This is a genomic window from Afipia sp. OHSU_II-C1 (genome assembly GCF_000497575.1).
In the GTDB taxonomy this organism is placed as follows: domain Bacteria; phylum Pseudomonadota; class Alphaproteobacteria; order Rhizobiales; family Xanthobacteraceae; genus Afipia.
Map to the genome: position 1 here is coordinate 166,653 of NZ_APJI01000006.1, position 17,130 is coordinate 183,782.

The following is a 17,130-nucleotide window of genomic DNA, read 5'->3' on the forward strand; positions in this document are numbered from 1 at the left end:
TACAACACACGAGCGGCCAATTGGATCGTGCGACGGCAATCCCTTCCTTTATGCACGCATGCCCGGCGGTCGGAAACTATACTCAGGTTTGGTCCTCACCTCCGCCCTTGCGAGACAGCCCGAGCGCTTCCGCCTTCCTCACAAGATCCGCCAGCGATTTGACGTTCATCTTACGCATCACATTGCCGCGATGGATTTTGACTGTGATCTCGCTGAGGCCCATGAGGCCGGCGACCTGCTTGTTCATCAATCCGGATGTCACATGCCCCATGACCTCGCGTTCGCGGGCCGTCAGCGCGGCATATTCGGCGAGGAGCTCACCCTTTGCCGTGGCGATGCTGCGGCGCTGAACATCGCGTTCCAGTGCTGCTGTGACGGCATCCAGAATGTCCTGATCTCTAAACGGCTTCGCAAGGAAGTCTATGGCACCCGCCTTCATGGCCCGTACCGACATCGGGATGTCGCCGTGCCCTGTCATGAAGATGATTGGAAAATCGAGTCCCTGACGGGCCAGTTGGCCCTGGAGATCAAGCCCGCTCACGCCGGGAAGCCGGACGTCCAGAACAATGCAGCCCGGGCCGCCCGGCATTGCACCAGCCAGCAGTTCGGCCGGAGAGCCGAACAGGCACGTCGAAAGGCCCACGGAGCGAAACAGACTGTCTAGTGAGGCGCGAATGGCCGCGTCGTCGTCCACGATGATAACCGTGGCCGGTGAAGGCCGCGTCTGCGTATTCTTGCTGTCGATCGGTAGCTTCATGGCGGAGCTGGAGCTTGGATGGCCGGCAGCCTCAAACGAAAGGTCGCCCCAAGGCCGGATGAACTCTCGGCAGTCATCTGCCCCCCATGAGCTTCCATCGTCGTGCGGCAGATCGCAAGCCCCATTCCCATGCCTCCGTGCTTCGTCGTGAAGAAAGGCTCAAACAGCCGCGTGAGATCGTTCGTCGCGATGCCAGGACCGGTGTCCGTGATCGCAATGACGATGTCGCTGCCATCTGTCGTATCCGCAGCAACAGAGATATGGCGAGGCGTACTTTGTCCAGCCATCGCCTGGGCCGCATTGATAAACAGGTTCACAAAAACCTGCTGAAGCTGAACTCGATCGCCGCAGATTTGAGGCAACTCGTGCGATGCAGTGAATGACAGGGCAACCTCGCTCTTCGCCAGCTCACGCTCAACCAGCAAGGCCGCGTCCGCGATGATGTCGCAGATCTTCAACATATCCTTCCGCGCCGGGACCTTCTCGACAAAACCACGGATACGGGTGACGATCGCTCCGGCGCGCCTGCCCTCATCTACGACTCTGCACATCGCAGCGGACACTTCTGCCAGATCGGGAGTATCCCGCTGAAGCCACCGCAAACCGGCTTCGCCGCTGGTCACAATTGCTGCAAGCGGTTGATTGACCTCATGAGCGATGGATGCACTGAGTTCACCCAGGGTTGCGGCGCGTGCAGCGCGGGCAAGCTCCGATTGAGCCGCCAAAAGAGCGTCCTGCGCCCGCCTGCGCTCGGTCACATCGATGACGAAAATCAGCACATTGCAGTCATCGTCGGGCGGGAAAGTAATCGTAAAAATTGCCGGGATACGATGACCATCAGCCCCGATCATCTCGGTTTCCCCTTCATAGAAGGGCGCTTTCGTTGCGAAGGACAGCAATGCTTGGACAAAAGTCCGGTCGCAGTTCGGCAGGATCCGATCAACGCACCCTGCATAATCCGAAGAGCTCTCGGCCCCTACCATCGCTTCGAGCGCCGGATTGACCTTCCTGTTCTTCGCCAGCAGTCTGGCTTGCTGAACGAAGCCGGGATGCCGCGTCAGATAATCGGCCAACTCAGCGCCATCGACCTCAAGAGAGTTCAGTGCCCGCCGAACCTCGGTCCAGTCCTCTTCCGCGACACCGATACGGCTTGCATCGAACATCCGCCGATAACGCCGCTCGCTTTGCACCAGGGCGTCATGCGCTGCGATACTCTCCGTGATATCGGTATAGCTCTCCAGCACGCCGATCGGCTCACCGTAACGGTTGCGCTGCAAGACCCATCGTGCGTCCACTGTCAGTGTCTCACCCGCTCTCGTTCGTTGCTTGACCTTGCCCTCCCAGTGCCCTGCATAGAGGAGCACGGCCTCAATCGCACTCCTCTCGGCCGAATAGACCGTCTGCAGCAGATCGTCCGCCACCCGGCCTATCGCGAGTTCGCCGGACCAGCCGTAGGTCTCTTCCGACGCCCTGTTCCAGAAAGTGATGATCCCTTCCCGGTTTCTGACAAAGATCATGTCATGTGAAAGGTCGAGCAGGCGCGCTTGATCAGACAGCCGCTTGATTGCCGTCTGGTTCTGCAAGACGAGCGCCAGCGTAATGCTGATGGCGGCAAAGCTCATGAGCAAGCGTAACGCAGCAGAATCGAGAGCAAGATGGTGGGCCGATAGATAGGCTGAAATCGTGAGGATGACAGAGCCTGATGCGGCAACGAGAACATCGGCGCGCTGCATCGTCCTCGCCGCCAGGAGGATAACGACGACGTAACCGACAGCAACGGCGCCCTCAAGCGGAGTGAGAGTATCGACAAGGAAAACCACGCCCGCAAGGACGGCTGCCGATATCCGATACGCCGCACGGCTCATCGAGAAATCCATCGCCTGCTCATAGGCGGCCCTCACCAAGATTCTTGCAATTCGACATCGAGATTGATGGCAATATAACAGCCGCCCTAGGCCGCATGAAGGTTCGACCCCCCAAGATAGTTCCACCGCATACCAAGGTATGATGCGGCCAAACCTACAACCTAAATCCATCAACCGCCCGTAGAATGGCGGCTGGCGGGCGATGAAATACCTTGCCATCACGGTTTTTGAACAGCCGTGAGGCAAGGAAATTCATCATGGTGCTGCAATCGCTTCCGGCGACGCAACAGGCAACCGGGGTTGACCCGCGGTCGATCGAGGTCCTCCGGATCAATCACACGCCGGCGAAAAATTACACCAGTCGGGCAGCGTCCGGCGACGTCATTCTCGCCCTTCAGAATCTGGATATTGCGCTCTCGATCAAGACAGACCAGCCGATCGTGACGGAGACAGCCGAAGCGACCCGGGATTCAGTCATCCAGCGCCTCACCGAAGCGCTCGTCGCAGCGGAAGCCGCGCACGACACCTATTCCGGCATTTGCGCTGATGCGCTGCGTCTTGCAATCGTCACTTATCAGGCGACCCGGCAGGCAGAACAGCCGTCCAATCGGGGCCGCAACGCGCGATCCCTTCAGAAATGGCGCCTCAAGCGCGTGCTCGAATTCATCGACCACAATCTTGCGAAAAAGATCGGTCTGGAAGACCTGGCCGCCGTCGCCGGTCTGAGCAGGATGCACTTCGCTGCTCAGTTCCGGGTCGCGACCGGGCAGCGCCCCCACGAACTCCTGCTGAGACGCCGGATTGAGAGAGCCGAAGATCTGCTAAAACAAGGTGACATGCCGCTGGCGGAGATCGCGCTGGAGGTCGGCTTCCAGACGCAGGCGCATTTTACGACAACGTTCAAACGTTTTACCGGCGACACGCCTCATCAATGGCGCTGCGCTCATCTCGCGATGCGTAGCCCCCTGCCTGCCAAGCGCGAAGAACTCTCGTAACCGGCTTCAGTACGCAGACATCAAGCGCGCACGGAGCGACCCCGCAGAGACGTCCGACGGACGTGGGCGCTGCGCGCGCCGCACGAAACTCTGCCTCGTTGACGCGGATGCCGCTGACCAAGGTCAGAGCATCCGATTGGCACCAAGAAATTCATGGGCGGGCAACTCTCGGACAAAGGAACGGCTTGGGGGCAGCACGCCCCGAGAATCGCGAAAGACAGGGCGCCTGCGCTAACTTTTGGAGCCGGTCATTTTGCCGGCTCCACCAAGTTCGGTATTTTTCCGCCGGTCCCGGCAGGCGACCACTAAGCCTGCTTGAGCTTGGTCACCGTTGACTGCGGCACGCCGGCGAAGTTGTTGCCCAACAAGTAGCGCGGGCTGGATTGCACCCACTTGTTGAGTTCAATCTCCTCGAACTTGCCGTTGTCCCAGGTCTGCACGATCTCGAGATCCTCGTTGCCGATGTTCCTGAGGGCGTGCCCATAGCCCTGCGGGATGTAGGCCACGTCTCCCGGGTTGAACTCGGCGATCTTGCTGCGTCCGCCCGAGCCGAACATCACCACTTGCGCCTTCCCGCGCAGATAGTAGTGCCATTCGTTGGCGTTCACGTTCCAGTGCAGCTTCTTCATGCCACCGGGCTTGATGGTCATCACGCCGCCAGACATGGTCTTGGAGACCGGCCATTCATCGACCGTTGCGAGCCGGAATGTTCCGCCATCGAAATCGCGCACGGCCCGGTTGTCGTGCAGCAGACTGAATTTGTGCGTCGACTCCTTGGGCCAGGGCGCGTCGAGCGCGTCCGAGATCGGCACTACCGGCCCTGCCTGAATGTAAACCTCACCCTTTGGGAAGGCGTCGAAAACGTCTTTCGGCAGGCCGAAGTCGAGGGCCAGGAGATCCTTCGGCGTCACGTCGATCCAGTCAGTGATGGAAAACGTGCCGTGTTCGGAGAACGCGCCGTTATCAAAGGACAGGATGAAGTGGCAGGGCTTGTCGCCGATGGTCTGAATCGAGTGACCATGGCCCTTCGGGAAGTACCAGAGATCGCCCGGCCCGTAATTGTTGATCTCGCTTGCCCCCGACGGATCGAGAACCACCGTCTGGCAGCGGCCCTCGATCACGAAGGCCCATTCCGCTGCGATCGCATGCCAGTGCAGTTCGCGCGACGCACCGGGATCGAGGAACATGTGAACGCCCGCGATCCCCTTGCTGATGGGGAACTGGTGGACGGTGGCTTCCTTCGCCCAGCCGCCCGAGGTCACCTTCGGAACGTTGCCGTCGAGGGAGAAGCGGAAATCGGGAAGCGCTGCCACATCCTTCGGATCATGGTAGGTGACTTTTTCGCCCGGCGGCAGTTCGACCGCTTGCCGTGCAGTTCCCCCATCACCCGGCTTGAAGTGCGACGAGGCGGCTTGTGCATTTGTCAGTGCAGACGCCGTCAAAAGACCTCCGGCGCCGGCAGCAAGGACATGGCGGCGTGACATCGGATTCATGACATTCTCCTTCAATCGTGGGACCGCAACTGCGGCATCTTTTCCATCAGGAGACCATAGGAGGTTGAGCGATCAACGCCTTTGCTCGGCATGCTGTCGCTTTGTCATTTCTTGCCGGCCTGATCGCTGACGGCGCGAGAGCGGAGCGTATCAGGATCCACTGCCGGCCCACTCACAGCAATCTTCGACAGCAATTGGCGACAACAGCCCGGCAATTTGTGCAAAGCCGCGGCAGAAAAGACCTCACATATACGAACGACCGAACCATTCGATCGCCGGCCAATCATGCCAGGAGATAGTCGTGTCGTTCCGAGCCAAACACGAGCGCGCCGATCGAATTCGCATCTTCACGCGCTACATGCAGAGCGACCTGATCTGTTCGATCAACGCAGTCTTGGTTGCCATCCAAATGAGGGATGTCGCCAGCTTGCTCGTTCTCGCAGCCCGCGTGATGAGGCTTGCAACGTCCCTGGCTATGCCGCGCCGAAACGCCACTGGGCAGGATCGCTCTGCGTCCATGCAGCCTGCTCTCGCTCATTCGCCAGTTTTGCTCACAGCCAGTTCCGGACCAGGAGATATCCATGACTACGAACTCGAACAATGAAGTTATCAATCACGATCGCCGCCGGCTTTTAGGGACCGCAGCAATCGGCATCGCATCCCTCAGCGCGTCAAGCCTGCTTTCGTCCGGAACATCTGCCGTCGCGGCCGAAGCCAGTGAAACCCTCCGCCCGTTCCGCATTGACATTCCGGAAGAGCAGATTGCCGATCTTCGGCGGCGTATCGCAGCCACACGATGGCCGGACAAGGAGACGGTCGCTGACGATTCCCAGGGTGTACAGCTGAAGACCATTCAACAGCTCGCACAATACTGGTACGCCCACCATGACTGGAGGAAGGTCGAGGCGCGGCTCAACAGCCTGCCGCAGTTCGTCACCGAAATCGACGGGCTCGATATCCACTTCATCCACGTTCGCTCGAAGCATTCGAATGCGCTGCCGGTGATCGTCACCCATGGCTGGCCGGGCTCGATCATCGAACAGATGAAGATTATCGAACCGCTGACCAACCCGACGGCCCACGGCGGGACCGCGGCGGATGCGTTCGACCTCGTCATCCCCTCACTCCCCGGACACGGATTTTCCGGCAAGCCAACCGAACCTGGATGGACTCCCGTTCGCATTGCGCGTGCGTGGACAACTCTGATGCGGCGTCTCGGCTACAAGCAATTCGTGGCGCAGGGCGGGGACTGGGGCAATGCTGTCTCGGAAACGATGGCCTTGCAGGAGCCAGTCGGGTTGCTCGGCATTCACACTAACATGCCGGCGACGGTGCCGCCCGCGGTCTCAAGAGCCCTGTCGTTCAACCAGGCGCCGCCTGCCGACCTTACCGGCGAGGAGAAACGAGCATGGGATCAGCTCGACTTCTTCCACAAGAACGGGCTGGGTTACGCCATCGAGATGTCAAACCGCCCGCAGACCCTTTATGGCCTAGTCGATTCACCGATCGGCCTGGCAGCCTGGATGCTCGATCATGATGCCCGCAGCGAGGAAATGATCACCCGCGTTTTCGACGGACAAAAGGAAGGGCTCTCGCGCGACGACATCCTCGACAACATCACGCTCTACTGGCTCACCAACACCGCCGTCTCTTCGGCACGCCTTTACTGGGACACGCATCGGGTATCGACTGCCGGCTTCTTCGATATCAGAGGCGTCAAGATTCCCGTCGCCGTCAGCGCATTCCCGGACGAAATCTACACTGCGCCCCATAGCTGGTCCAGGGAGGCCTATTCCAGGCTCATTCACTACAACAGGATGAGCAAGGGCGGGCACTTTGCCGCGTGGGAGCAACCCGAACTGTTCGTCGCCGAAATGCGTACGTCGTTCCGTTCGCTCCGAAATGCTTCGTAGTTCAACCGGCGGCGCGAGAAAATTTCGCCGCCATTTCACACGTGTTCCGTCATGAACCGGCTTTCAGCATTCTGCGCCCGACATGCAGCGTTCGCTTTCGCGCTGAGGACATTTGCGGCTGCAATGCTGGCATTCTCTCTCGCGCTTCTGCTGGAAATGCCACGCCCCTACTGGGCGATGGCCTCCGTCTACATCACATCGAACCAGCTCGTCGGAGCGACGTGGTCCAAGGCCGTCTATCGCGTGCTGGGGACACTGATCGGCGCAGCAGGGACGATCCTGCTAATTCCGAACCTCGTGAATGCCCCTGAACTGCTCAGCGCAGCCATCGCGCTCTGGGTCGGCGTCTTCCTCTACCTGTCGCTGATCGACGGGACACCGCGCAGCTACATCTTCATGCTGGCGGGCTACACGGTAGCGCTTCTTGGATTTCCCATCCTTTCCACACCACAACTGGCTTTCGACATCGTCTCCGCCCGCGTGCAGGAAATCCTGCTCGGCATTATCTGCGCCAGCGTTTTCTCGATACTAGTGCTGCCGCGAACCGTCGCCGCCACGATTGCAACGCAGGCGGACGCGTGGCTCGATAGCGCACGCCGGCTTGCCATCGATACGCTAACTCGCCGCGACAACAATCAGGAACGCGACAGCCAGCGGGTGAGGCTCGCGGCATCCGCTTCGGAAATCGATCAGCTCAGTCGGCACCTGGGCTACGAGGTTTCCACATCCGCAAACATCGCGCGCGGCTTGCAACGGCTTCAGCAACATATGCTGTGGCTTCTGCCGCTGCTGGCGGCCATCGAGGATCGCCCGGCCGGGATCGCCGCTCACGCGGAAGCCTCCGCTCGCATGGCTGCGCTCAGCGCGAGAGTCGCGGACTGGCTCGTCAACGGCGGTCAGGCAGGAGATGAAGCAACGGAGTTACGCAGCCCGCTTGATAAGGAGCATTCGCAGCTCGATACGGACGCCACATGGGTCAACGCCACGACAGCGGCGTACGCTCTGCGGCTGCTTAATCTCATGGACATCACACTGGATTGCCAGTTCCTGCGCAATGCGATTGCCAATGGCGGCGATCCGGACCTCCTGCCGCTCGCCTTCATTCCCGACACATGGACCGCTTCCGTCCAGCACCGCGACCACCGGCTTGCGCTGTGGAGCGCCGCCACGGCCGCGTTTTCAATCCTCGCCTGTTGCACATTCTGGATCGCCACGGGCTGGGTCGATGGTGCATCCGCAGCGATATTCGCCGCCGTCCTCGGCAGCCTGTTTGCCGGCATCGACGATCCTCTTCCGGCATACCGCAACTTCTACAAGATCATTTTCCTGGTCATTGCGCTCAACGGAATCTACATGTTCGGCGTCTTGCCGCGGATCACAACTCTCGAGATGCTGATCGCCGCGCTGATGCCGACATTCGTCCTGTTCGGCTGGATGTCGGCACGCCCGGCCACCGCACGCGCCGGCTCTTTTCTTGCCATCTTCACGTCGGTGCAACTGGCGCTGAGTTCATCGTATACCAGCGATTTCGCCTCCTTTGCGAACGGCAGCGTGTCTCTGTTTCTGGGCGTCGTGCTCACCGCCATTGTCAGCGGAGTTATTCGTCTGTCCGTTGCGGAGTGGGTTGCACAGCGTCTGCTCTCAAGCAACTGGAAGACGCTGGCCACGGTCACCGAGGGCCGGACATGGCAGCAGGGCGTGGCCATCGCCAGCCTTATGCAACATCGTCTGGCCCTGCTGGCCTCGCGGATCGCGGTGGTTCCGGCCGAGGCAAGAAGCAACGCCGCCCACCTTCGTCAGCTTCGCACTGCGTTGAACATCATGGATCTCCGGCGAGCGAATCCTGACCTGTCATATCACGCAAGGCGGATGGTCGATGCCCTCCTGGATCACCTCGGATCCGTCTTCCGGACTCAAACCGCCGGGCGGCTTTCGATTGAACTGGTTGGTCCGCTCGATGACACGATTGCGATCACTTTGCAGGAAGCCGCGAGTCCGGCGCGCAATGAAGCGCTCATCGCTCTCACCGGCATGCGTTTCGGACTATTCCCCGAAACGCCGGAGTATGAGCCGCATAAACCCCACGACAGGAGACTGGTCGCATGAAGTACGAACTTGATCTCTTCGGTGTCGTCATTCCCAGCCTGCTGTTCTGGGGTGCCGTTGCCGGGGTGCTCACACGCATCGCGAGCAAATTGCTCTTGCGGGCCGGTGTCTACCGAATGGTCTGGCATTCGGCGCTGTTCGATTTCGCACTCTATGTATGCGTGGTCACCGGTCTTGTGTTCGTTTCCAAGGAGTTTCTGTCATGAACGTCCTTATGAATCTGCTGCGTCGCTTCGCACTGACGGGAGCGATGATGGCTCTCGCGCTCTGGTCTGGCCACAAGCTGTGGGATTACTACTTCGACGAACCTTGGACCCGCGACGGTCACGTTCGCGCCGACGTGGTGCCCATTGCCCCCGACGTCTCGGGTTTCGTGACTGACGTCCTTGTCAAGGACAACCAGAAGGTCCGGCGGGGCGATGTTCTCTTCCGGATAGATCGGGCGCGGTACGCCATTGCACAGGCCCAGGCGGAAGCCGTGCTGGAAGGCCGGCGCGCGATGCTTGATCAGGCCAATGCCGACCTGAAGCGCTACAGCGCACTAACGCCCGATGTCACTGTCACAAAGCAGAAGCTGGATCAGATCGTTGCCACCCAGGGTTCGGCGAAAGCAGCCTACGACCAGGCCGTTGCGGACCTCAACCTTGCCAAACTCAACCTTGAGCGCAGCGAGGTACGCGCGTCCGTCAATGGCGTCGTCACCAACATGGAACTAAGGCCGGGCACTTATCTTGCTTCCGGAAAAGGTGTGATGGCATTGCTCGACTCAGACACGCTACACGTCGAGGGCTATTTTGAAGAAACCAAGCTGGCGCGAATCCGTGCCGGCGACGCGGCCAATGTGCGGCTGATGGGCAGCGATCATACGCTGCGCGGAAGTGTGGAAAGCGTTGCGGCGGGTATCGAAGATCGGGATCGGAGCGCGGGAAGCAGCCTCCTTGCCAACGTCAATCCAACATTCAACTGGGTGCGGCTGGCGCAACGAGTTCCGGTTCGGATTGCGCTCGACGACGCCGCGCGCAAGGAGTTGGTGTCCGGAGCGACCGCGACAGTGGAAGTACTCGGATCGAGCGACGGCGGCCTAAAGCCCGTCAAGGTTAGCGCCGACCGATGCGAACCGCATTCGAGTCACAGCCGGGTCGTGCCTGTGCGGCTGGACCAGGTCATGAACACCGACCAGGAGCGCTAAGCGGTGGCAAATCCATTCTCCGTCGGCGATCGATTGGATTCAGGTCCGATCTCGCCGTCCGGCGACGGCGGCTCTCCATACTGACCGGTGATCCCTCGCGCATGATCCTTCCAAACTAAAAAACCCGCTCAGCGCGAAGCTGAGCGGGCCAAGTCTAGGGAGGGACGCCAGTTGGGGACTGGCGGGAGTTAAAATACCGGCTCTATTGCTTCTGCCAAGTACAGCGCGAGATAGTGAGCAATTCGTGCAAAACGAAGCTGACGCCTGAGCAAACAAGGACAACGGCCATTATCGGCATCTCAACTTTAAGGACCGGAACAATGCCATGGAACTGACGATTGTCACGATCTTGGTCGCCTTGGCCGGCATATTCCTGATCGCGTTCATGCGCGGCGCATTCGGCGGCGGCTTCGCCATCATCGGCATTCCACTGCTGTCGCTGGTCATGGACCCGGTCACCGCCGGCGGTCTGCTCGCGCCGCTCTTTATCGCAATGGATCTGTTCGCACTGCGCTACTGGAAGCCCTCGACCTGGTCGAAGCCGGATCTGATGATCCTCGTGCCGGCGCTCGTGATCGGCATCGGATGTGGCTATCTGCTGTTTCGCATCCTTGACCATCGTGCCATCGCAATCATGATGGCTGTCATTACGCTGGTCTTCGTCGGGCTTTGGCTGTTGCGGGGCGCGGACGTGACAACGCAGCCGCGGTCGGCGCCAAAGGCGATCGCGGCCGGCTTTACATCCGGAATCACAACCATGGTCGCCCATTCGGGCGGACCGCCGCTTGCGATGTACCTGCTGCCGCTCGGCCTCAGCAAGGCCATCTACGCAGGCACCACAAGCATGTTTTTCACCGTCGGCAACGCGATCAAGGCGGTGCCGTGGCTGCTGATCGTGAAGCCGACGGAAAACGTCTGGATCTTGATGGGAATCTGCCTGTTTGCGATTCCAACAGGCATCAGGGTCGGATGGCGGCTACATGGTGCGCTGGATCAGCGGCAGATCTATCGGGCCTGTTATGGATTATTGACCGTTACGGCGCTGAAGCTGCTATGGGACGGCGTGTCGGGTTATCTCGTGTGATGGCCCGTGTCCTGCTCGCGTCACATGTGCGCTCGCGCCGCGAAAGGCCATCGGGCCGGACGATCGGCCGTAATATAGATAACTAAGCTACTGTGAGTTTCCGTTCGTCGGACCAGGAAGCGCCGATCGTTACGCGCCGCGTGTGAAAAGCGCTGAGCTCCGCTCGATGAGCGACGCTGATAATCGTTGCCTTGCCCATCTCCGCGTGAAGAAGCTGCATCATCCGCCCTTGGGTTCGAGCATCCAAGGCCGATGTCGCCTCGTCCAGAACAATGATGTCCGGCCGATGCAGGAGAAGTCTTGCAAACGCCAGCCGCTGCTTCTCACCTCCTGACAGGATCTGATCCCAGGGCAAATCAGAATCGAGCTGGGATTGCAGATGCCCCAACTCGACCTTGCGCAATACATTGCAGAGCTGCGACGCCGACCAATTATCCTGCGCCGCAGGATACGTCACGGCCCGCCTCAGCGTGCCGTAGGGCAGATAGGATTTTTGCGGAAGCAACAGCAAACGCCCGGAACCGACGCCAACATTTCCACGCCCCCACGGCCACAGTCCAGCGATCGCCCGGACCAGAGTGCTCTTGCCGACACCCGATTCACCCTCGATCAGAACGCGCTCGCCATGGCCGACCGAAATGCTGAAATCGTCCAGGACTGTCTTGCCGTCATCCAGGGCGACCGACACATTTTCCAGACTGACCGCCGCGGGACCGGTTGTGGTTTCGTGGCGAATGCGATTGTCGGCCTCCTGGCCCGCCGCTTCGAGGCGGTCCATCGACATCATGAGCGACGCCACGCGCGACGCATTGGCCGTCCAGTCCGCAAATCTCGGATAATTGTCCACCAGCCAGCCGAATGCGCTTTGAACAAATGCAAACGCCGACGCCGCCTGCATCATCTGCCCCAGCGTGATGCTGCCCTCGAGATACTTCGGCGCACACAACAATAGCGGCACGATGGGGACGATGAGACTGGAGCCCTGAGAGACGACCGTTGCGCGAACATGCTGACCGGCAAGCAGCGACCAATGACGGATGACAGCGGAGAGCGAGCGATCCAGCACCTGACGCTCCTCTTCTTCCCCGCCGAGAAGTGCAATGCTTTCGCTGTTCTCCCGCACCCGCGTCAAGGCATAGCGATATTCGGCCTCGACCTGGTTCTTCCGCTCGACGATGGATACGAATCTTCGGCCGATAAAGATCATGACGCTGCTGGCCACCACCGCATACAGAAGCGCGGCAACCACAAGAAAACCGTGAATTGTGATTTCCACGCCGATATTGAACGTCACTTGTCCGCCGATCGTCCACAGAACCGCAATGAATGTCGTCGCGGAAAGAAACGCGGAGATAATGCCGGCGACGAAATCAATCGGCGCGTCGGTCGCAATCCGCAGATCGTCGGCGATACGATATTCGGGGTTCTGGTGATTTCCGCGTGCAAAATTGAGCTGATAGTGACGCCGGTCAACCAGCCACCGCGCGGTAACCCGCGACGTCAACCACCCTCGCCATCGCCGCTGGAGACCCATACGGATCGCCACCTGAGCCACGCCAAACAATAACGCGCCGCTGACCAGCGGAACGAATATCAAGGTGAGTTGCACGACAGACGCCTGGTCCTTTCTCTCAACGGCGTCGAAGAGGGACCGATTCCAGATATTGATTCCGTAGTTGAAGCCGAGCTGAACGAGAATGAGAAGGATCAAACCTGCGCTCATCCATAACGCGTGCCGGTCGCCCTCACGAAGATTCCAAAATCCCCGGGCACTTCGCCAGAAGCGGAGAAGCAGCTCTTTGCGATCGGTCGTATTGATACTTGCATCAGGCATCGGATCTCACCTCAGCCAGAGAGCGCAATCTGCGGCTTTGAAGCCGCAGGTCAAATCTCACCTCAGAAACTTGCCGTTGAGCAATTCAGCATCGGCCTGGGGCACGAACATGTAGTCGCACTCATTCGCGTTCTCCCAGGTCCAGATCTTGTTGGGAATCTCCGGCATGGTGGCCAGTCCCGCAAATCGCTGATCGTCCGCGCTCTTCAGCACATTCAGGCAGGAATAGCCGACGCGGGAGAGCCACGAAGCAAGAACATCAAGACGCTGCTGATGAGCCGGCGCCTCAACCTGATGGTCCCTGTGCAGCACCTCACACAAAACCCACGGCTGATCAGTCTTGATGCTCGCTTCCATTCCATGGAGCGCTGGAACCTCCGCACCTTCGACATCCATTTTGATCAATCCGATCTTCCGGATTTCCAAGGCGGCGCGAATATCATCGAACCGGTAACACGCTGCAAACTGCTCCTTCCAGCTTCGGCCGGGGCGCAGATGCATATCGAGGCTTGCGGACGTATCCAGCTTTTCCTCTGGATCAAGCAGAAGTTTCTGAAGGACATTTCTGTCGGAGAGACCGGCCGGCACAATTCGACAGTCCTGCCTCCGTGTCGAGGCTATGATGTCACTCACCAGACTGGCGCAATAATAATTGGGCTCGAAGCCCACATAGCCCGACGTGCGAGGCACGGAAAGATAATCCAACAGGGTTTGGCCTCGATTGGCCCCCACATCAATGAAGGCCTCGTTGCGCAGCGCCAGCAACCTTGAAATGAGGTCCGTTTTCCAATCTGGCCGCCAGTCGGCCATGGCGGCGGTCGCGGAAAGCCCGGAGAATGAAAGAAATTCACCCTCGACCGGGTCGAGCACGTTCTTCCCAATACCGTTCGTATTCACCAAACGCTCCTCGCCAGAGTTGTCCGGTGCCTTGATCGTCGCATACCTGCGCCGGCATCAGGGTCGATGCATTCCAGCATGTGAACGCCGAAAAAACTACAGCAATTCCGGAGAAATCGCAGCGCAGGCATCCGGCACCGTCCGTGAAAATGCCGCTCGATCCAGTCGATCGAACGGAATACGTCTCGCAATCGCCCATCCATGCGCCGCCACCTTTATTTGCTGCGGTCTCTTTACTGCCCTGCAATTGGACAAGTCGTCTTTCGGAAAGCATCGCTGCTTTTCAACTTTGCACGCCACGCCATTGACCCGCCCTTCAAGCGAACGACGAAATCTGGCTCCCCGGCGGGCATCGGCAGCAATTGCGCCGGCGACCGGCGCCTTCGATTCTCAAAATTGTTGCGTGGTAACTACGGCAATCCGCTCGAAAGATGCTGATGGAAATATCGCAACCGCTGCGGCAGGGATTCCATGATGAAGGCAAGCGCAAGAGAAGCAATGAGTCAGCATCGGTCAGGGGCTGATCGTGCCGGCGGACGACGTCAGCCGCAATCCATGCCGCAGGGCAGCCAGGGCCGGAGAACCGTGCCGGCACGCGCCGCACGAATTGCCAGAAGCCGTTCCGCTTTGTCAGATACTCGCTCGCGAGTTCCCCATGTTTGACGCGATGTTGGACGTTATCGTCGCAATCGGATCTCGGAATGTTAATGAACCGAAAGAAACGCCAGATTTATGAGGTTTCTTGCGCAAAACTGTCGTGCGCCAAGTTATCGACGGTTTCTTCCTGACCTATAACGTCCCCATTGATTCCTCATGAGTTAGGTCTGCTTCAACAACGCAGGATCGACCGGCATCTTGCGCAGCCGCTTGCCCGTCGCCGCGAAGACGGCGTTCGCGATGGCGGGCACAACTCCCGACGTCCCCGTTTCGCCCATTCCGCCGGGCGGTTCGGAGCTTTGCACGATATGGACCTCGACGGCCGGCGCCTCGTTGATTCGCAGCATCTGATAGGTGTCGAAATTGCCTTGCTCGACACGTCCATCCTTGAGCGTGATTTCGCCGAAAAGCGCCGCAGTCGCACCGAAGATCGCTCCGCTCTGCACCTGCGCCCGCACGGTGTCGGGATTGACAACCGAGCCGCAGTCCATCGCACAGACGATCCGCTGGATACGGACGGTGCCATCCTTGGCCACTTCCACTTCGGCAACCTGTGCGAGATAGCTGCCGAAAACGAACTGCAACGATACGCCGCGTCCGCGTCCTTTCGGCAACGGTCCTCCCCACCCGGCCTTCGCCACGGCAAGATCCAGCACGGCTCTGGCGCGCGGTGACTTGGCGAGCAGCGCGCGCCGATAATCGACCGGATCCTGCTTGGCGGCCGCGGCCAGTTCGTCGATGACGCTCTCCGTCACGAAGACGTTGTGAGAGGGGCCGACGCTGCGCCAGAACGCGGTGGGAATGCCGGGCGGTTCGACCTGGACATACTCGACATGGAAATTCGGGATATCGTAGACGAGGTCGATCGCGCCTTCGGTCGTATCGGGATCGAGGCCTTTGTTGAATGCCGGAGGCAGCCATCGCGCGATCACCGAAGAGCCGGCGAAGCGATTGTTCCACGCGACCGGCTTGCCCGTCTTGTCGAGGCCCACCGAGATCCGATCGAACCAATAGGGGCGATACATGTCGTGCTGGATGTCTTCCTCGCGCGTCCAGACCACCTTCACCGGCGACGCGACCTGCTTCGCGATTTCAACCGCGCGAATCACGCCATCGACTTCCAGTCTACGTCCGAACCCCCCACCGAGCAGATGATTGTGCACCACCACCTTCTCTAGCGGCATGCCCAACGCGTTCGCAGCCACGGCCTGCGCACGTCCCATCACCTGACTGCCGACCCAGATTTCGCAACCGTCTGGCCGGACATGAACCGTGCAGTTCATCGGCTCCATGGTTGCGTGTGCCAGGAACGGCACCTGATAGGTCGCTTCGACCTTGGTCGCCGCGCCCGCCATCGCCTTGCCAACGTCGCCAATATTCTGCGCGACAGCACCGGACTTGGTGGTAGCGCTTTCGAGCTCGCGTGCGATATCAGCCGTCGCGAGCTTCGCATGCGGCCCCTCGTCCCATTCGATCACGAGCGCCGCCAAGCCCTTCTTGGCGGCCCCCATGTGGTCTGCCACGACGGCAACGGCGTCATCGAGCCGGACAATCTGCCGAACGCCCTTGACCGCCTTGGCCGCGGTGTCATCGACACGCTTTACCCGCCCGCCGAATACAGGTGACTGCGCAAGCGTTGCAACTTTCACACCGGACGGCCGTGCGTCGATGCCATACAGCGCCGTGCCGTTGATCTTGGAGGGCGTGTCGAGCCGTTTCGCGGGCGTTCCGATCAGCTTGAAATCGGCCGGCTTCTTCAACGCTACATTCTCGGGCACAGGCACCTTCGCCGCATCGGCGGCTAGCGTGCCGTACCCAAGGCGACGTCCTGATGCCTGATGATGTACTTCGCCGTTTTCAGCCCGGCAGGAAGCCGGATCAACATTCCAGCGCTTCGCCGCCGCCGCGATGAGCATTGTTCTCGCGGTCGCGCCGGCCTTTCGCATCGGCTCCCAGGCGCCTCGGATCGCATTCGAGTTGCCGGTCGCCTGAACACCGAGCAGCGGATTCATGTAGATCTTGTCGTTTGCCGGAGCATGTTCCAGACGCACCTGATCGAGCCCTATCTCAAGTTCTTCGGCAATCAGCATCGGAATCGAGGTGTAGGTGCCCTGTCCCATTTCGACATAGGGCATGGTCAGGATGATTTTTCCGTCGCCGCCAATCCGGATGAAAGCATTTGGCTCAAAGCTGTTGGCGTCCGCCGCCTCGCTTTCGCCAATTGCGTACGGCAAGCTCACGCTGAGCAGCAAACCGCCGCTCGCGAGTGCGCTGGCACGGAGAAAATGACGCCGCGACAGGTCGGCTGCTGAACGTTCGAACATCATCGACTTGAGCATG

The 17,130-nt window shown here is 59.9% G+C and carries 13 protein-coding genes; 7 read left to right on the forward strand and 6 right to left on the reverse strand.

What is annotated here, in order from left to right:
- Positions 1 to 82: 82 nt before the first annotated feature.
- Both I554_RS0105935 and I554_RS0105940 read right to left on the reverse strand, forming a co-directional pair.
- The gene (locus I554_RS0105935; protein ID WP_024575960.1) at positions 83 to 757 is read right to left on the reverse strand and encodes a response regulator transcription factor; all 675 of its coding nucleotides are present in this window, start codon (positions 755 to 757) and stop codon (positions 83 to 85) included.
- Positions 754 to 2,634: an ATP-binding protein gene (locus tag I554_RS0105940; protein ID WP_244432719.1), complete on the reverse strand. Its 1,881-nt coding sequence runs from the start codon at positions 2,632 to 2,634 to the stop codon at positions 754 to 756. The genes I554_RS0105935 and I554_RS0105940 overlap by 4 nt, the downstream gene beginning before the upstream one ends.
- Positions 2,635 to 2,879: 245 nt before the next feature.
- Between I554_RS0105940 and I554_RS25450 the strand changes: the two genes are divergently transcribed.
- A complete protein-coding gene (locus I554_RS25450) occupies positions 2,880 to 3,617 on the forward strand; it encodes an AraC family transcriptional regulator (RefSeq protein WP_024575958.1) in 738 nt (245 codons plus the stop codon).
- A 305-nt stretch (positions 3,618 to 3,922) separates the two neighbouring features.
- Here the strand turns inward: I554_RS25450 and I554_RS0105955 are convergent, their stop codons facing one another.
- Entirely contained in the window at positions 3,923 to 5,110 is a 1,188-nt protein-coding gene (locus I554_RS0105955) for a cupin domain-containing protein (protein ID WP_024575957.1), read from the reverse strand.
- Positions 5,111 to 5,411: 301 nt separating this feature from the next.
- On the opposite strand from I554_RS0105955, the gene I554_RS27190 reads away from it, so the two are divergent.
- From I554_RS27190 to I554_RS0105985, 6 genes are all read left to right on the forward strand, one after another.
- Positions 5,412 to 5,714, forward strand: a complete 303-nt coding sequence (locus I554_RS27190; protein WP_024578162.1) for a hypothetical protein — start codon at positions 5,412 to 5,414, stop codon at positions 5,712 to 5,714.
- On the forward strand, positions 5,692 to 7,023 hold the full coding sequence (locus I554_RS0105965) for an epoxide hydrolase family protein (protein ID WP_024575955.1): 1,332 nt from the start codon (positions 5,692 to 5,694) through the stop codon (positions 7,021 to 7,023). The genes I554_RS27190 and I554_RS0105965 overlap by 23 nt, the downstream gene beginning before the upstream one ends.
- A 51-nt stretch (positions 7,024 to 7,074) precedes the next feature.
- Complete coding sequence (locus I554_RS0105970) at positions 7,075 to 9,129, forward strand: FUSC family protein (RefSeq protein WP_024575954.1); 2,055 nt, start codon at positions 7,075 to 7,077, stop codon at positions 9,127 to 9,129.
- On the forward strand, positions 9,126 to 9,335 hold the full coding sequence (locus tag I554_RS0105975) for a DUF1656 domain-containing protein (RefSeq protein WP_024575953.1): 210 nt from the start codon (positions 9,126 to 9,128) through the stop codon (positions 9,333 to 9,335). The genes I554_RS0105970 and I554_RS0105975 overlap by 4 nt, the downstream gene beginning before the upstream one ends.
- Before the next feature lie 44 nt (positions 9,336 to 9,379).
- Positions 9,380 to 10,318 carry an HlyD family secretion protein gene (locus I554_RS0105980; protein ID WP_244432728.1) on the forward strand — a complete coding sequence of 313 codons (939 nt, stop codon included), beginning with the start codon at positions 9,380 to 9,382 and terminating at the stop codon, positions 10,316 to 10,318.
- 325 nt (positions 10,319 to 10,643) lie between these two features.
- Positions 10,644 to 11,402, forward strand: a complete 759-nt coding sequence (locus I554_RS0105985; protein ID WP_024575951.1) for a sulfite exporter TauE/SafE family protein — start codon at positions 10,644 to 10,646, stop codon at positions 11,400 to 11,402.
- An 82-nt stretch (positions 11,403 to 11,484) separates the two neighbouring features.
- Here I554_RS0105985 and I554_RS0105990 read toward each other — a convergent pair whose 3' ends face one another.
- The 3 genes from I554_RS0105990 to I554_RS0106000 form a co-directional block, all read right to left on the reverse strand.
- Positions 11,485 to 13,236, reverse strand: a complete 1,752-nt coding sequence (locus tag I554_RS0105990; RefSeq protein ID WP_024575950.1) for an ABC transporter ATP-binding protein/permease — start codon at positions 13,234 to 13,236, stop codon at positions 11,485 to 11,487.
- Between the two features lie 57 nt (positions 13,237 to 13,293).
- A complete protein-coding gene (locus I554_RS0105995) occupies positions 13,294 to 14,133 on the reverse strand; it encodes an FkbM family methyltransferase (RefSeq protein ID WP_152527652.1) in 840 nt (279 codons plus the stop codon).
- An 818-nt stretch (positions 14,134 to 14,951) separates the two neighbouring features.
- The gene (locus tag I554_RS0106000) at positions 14,952 to 17,129 is read right to left on the reverse strand and encodes a xanthine dehydrogenase family protein molybdopterin-binding subunit (protein ID WP_024575948.1); all 2,178 of its coding nucleotides are present in this window, start codon (positions 17,127 to 17,129) and stop codon (positions 14,952 to 14,954) included.
- Between the last annotated feature and the right edge of the window lies 1 nt (position 17,130).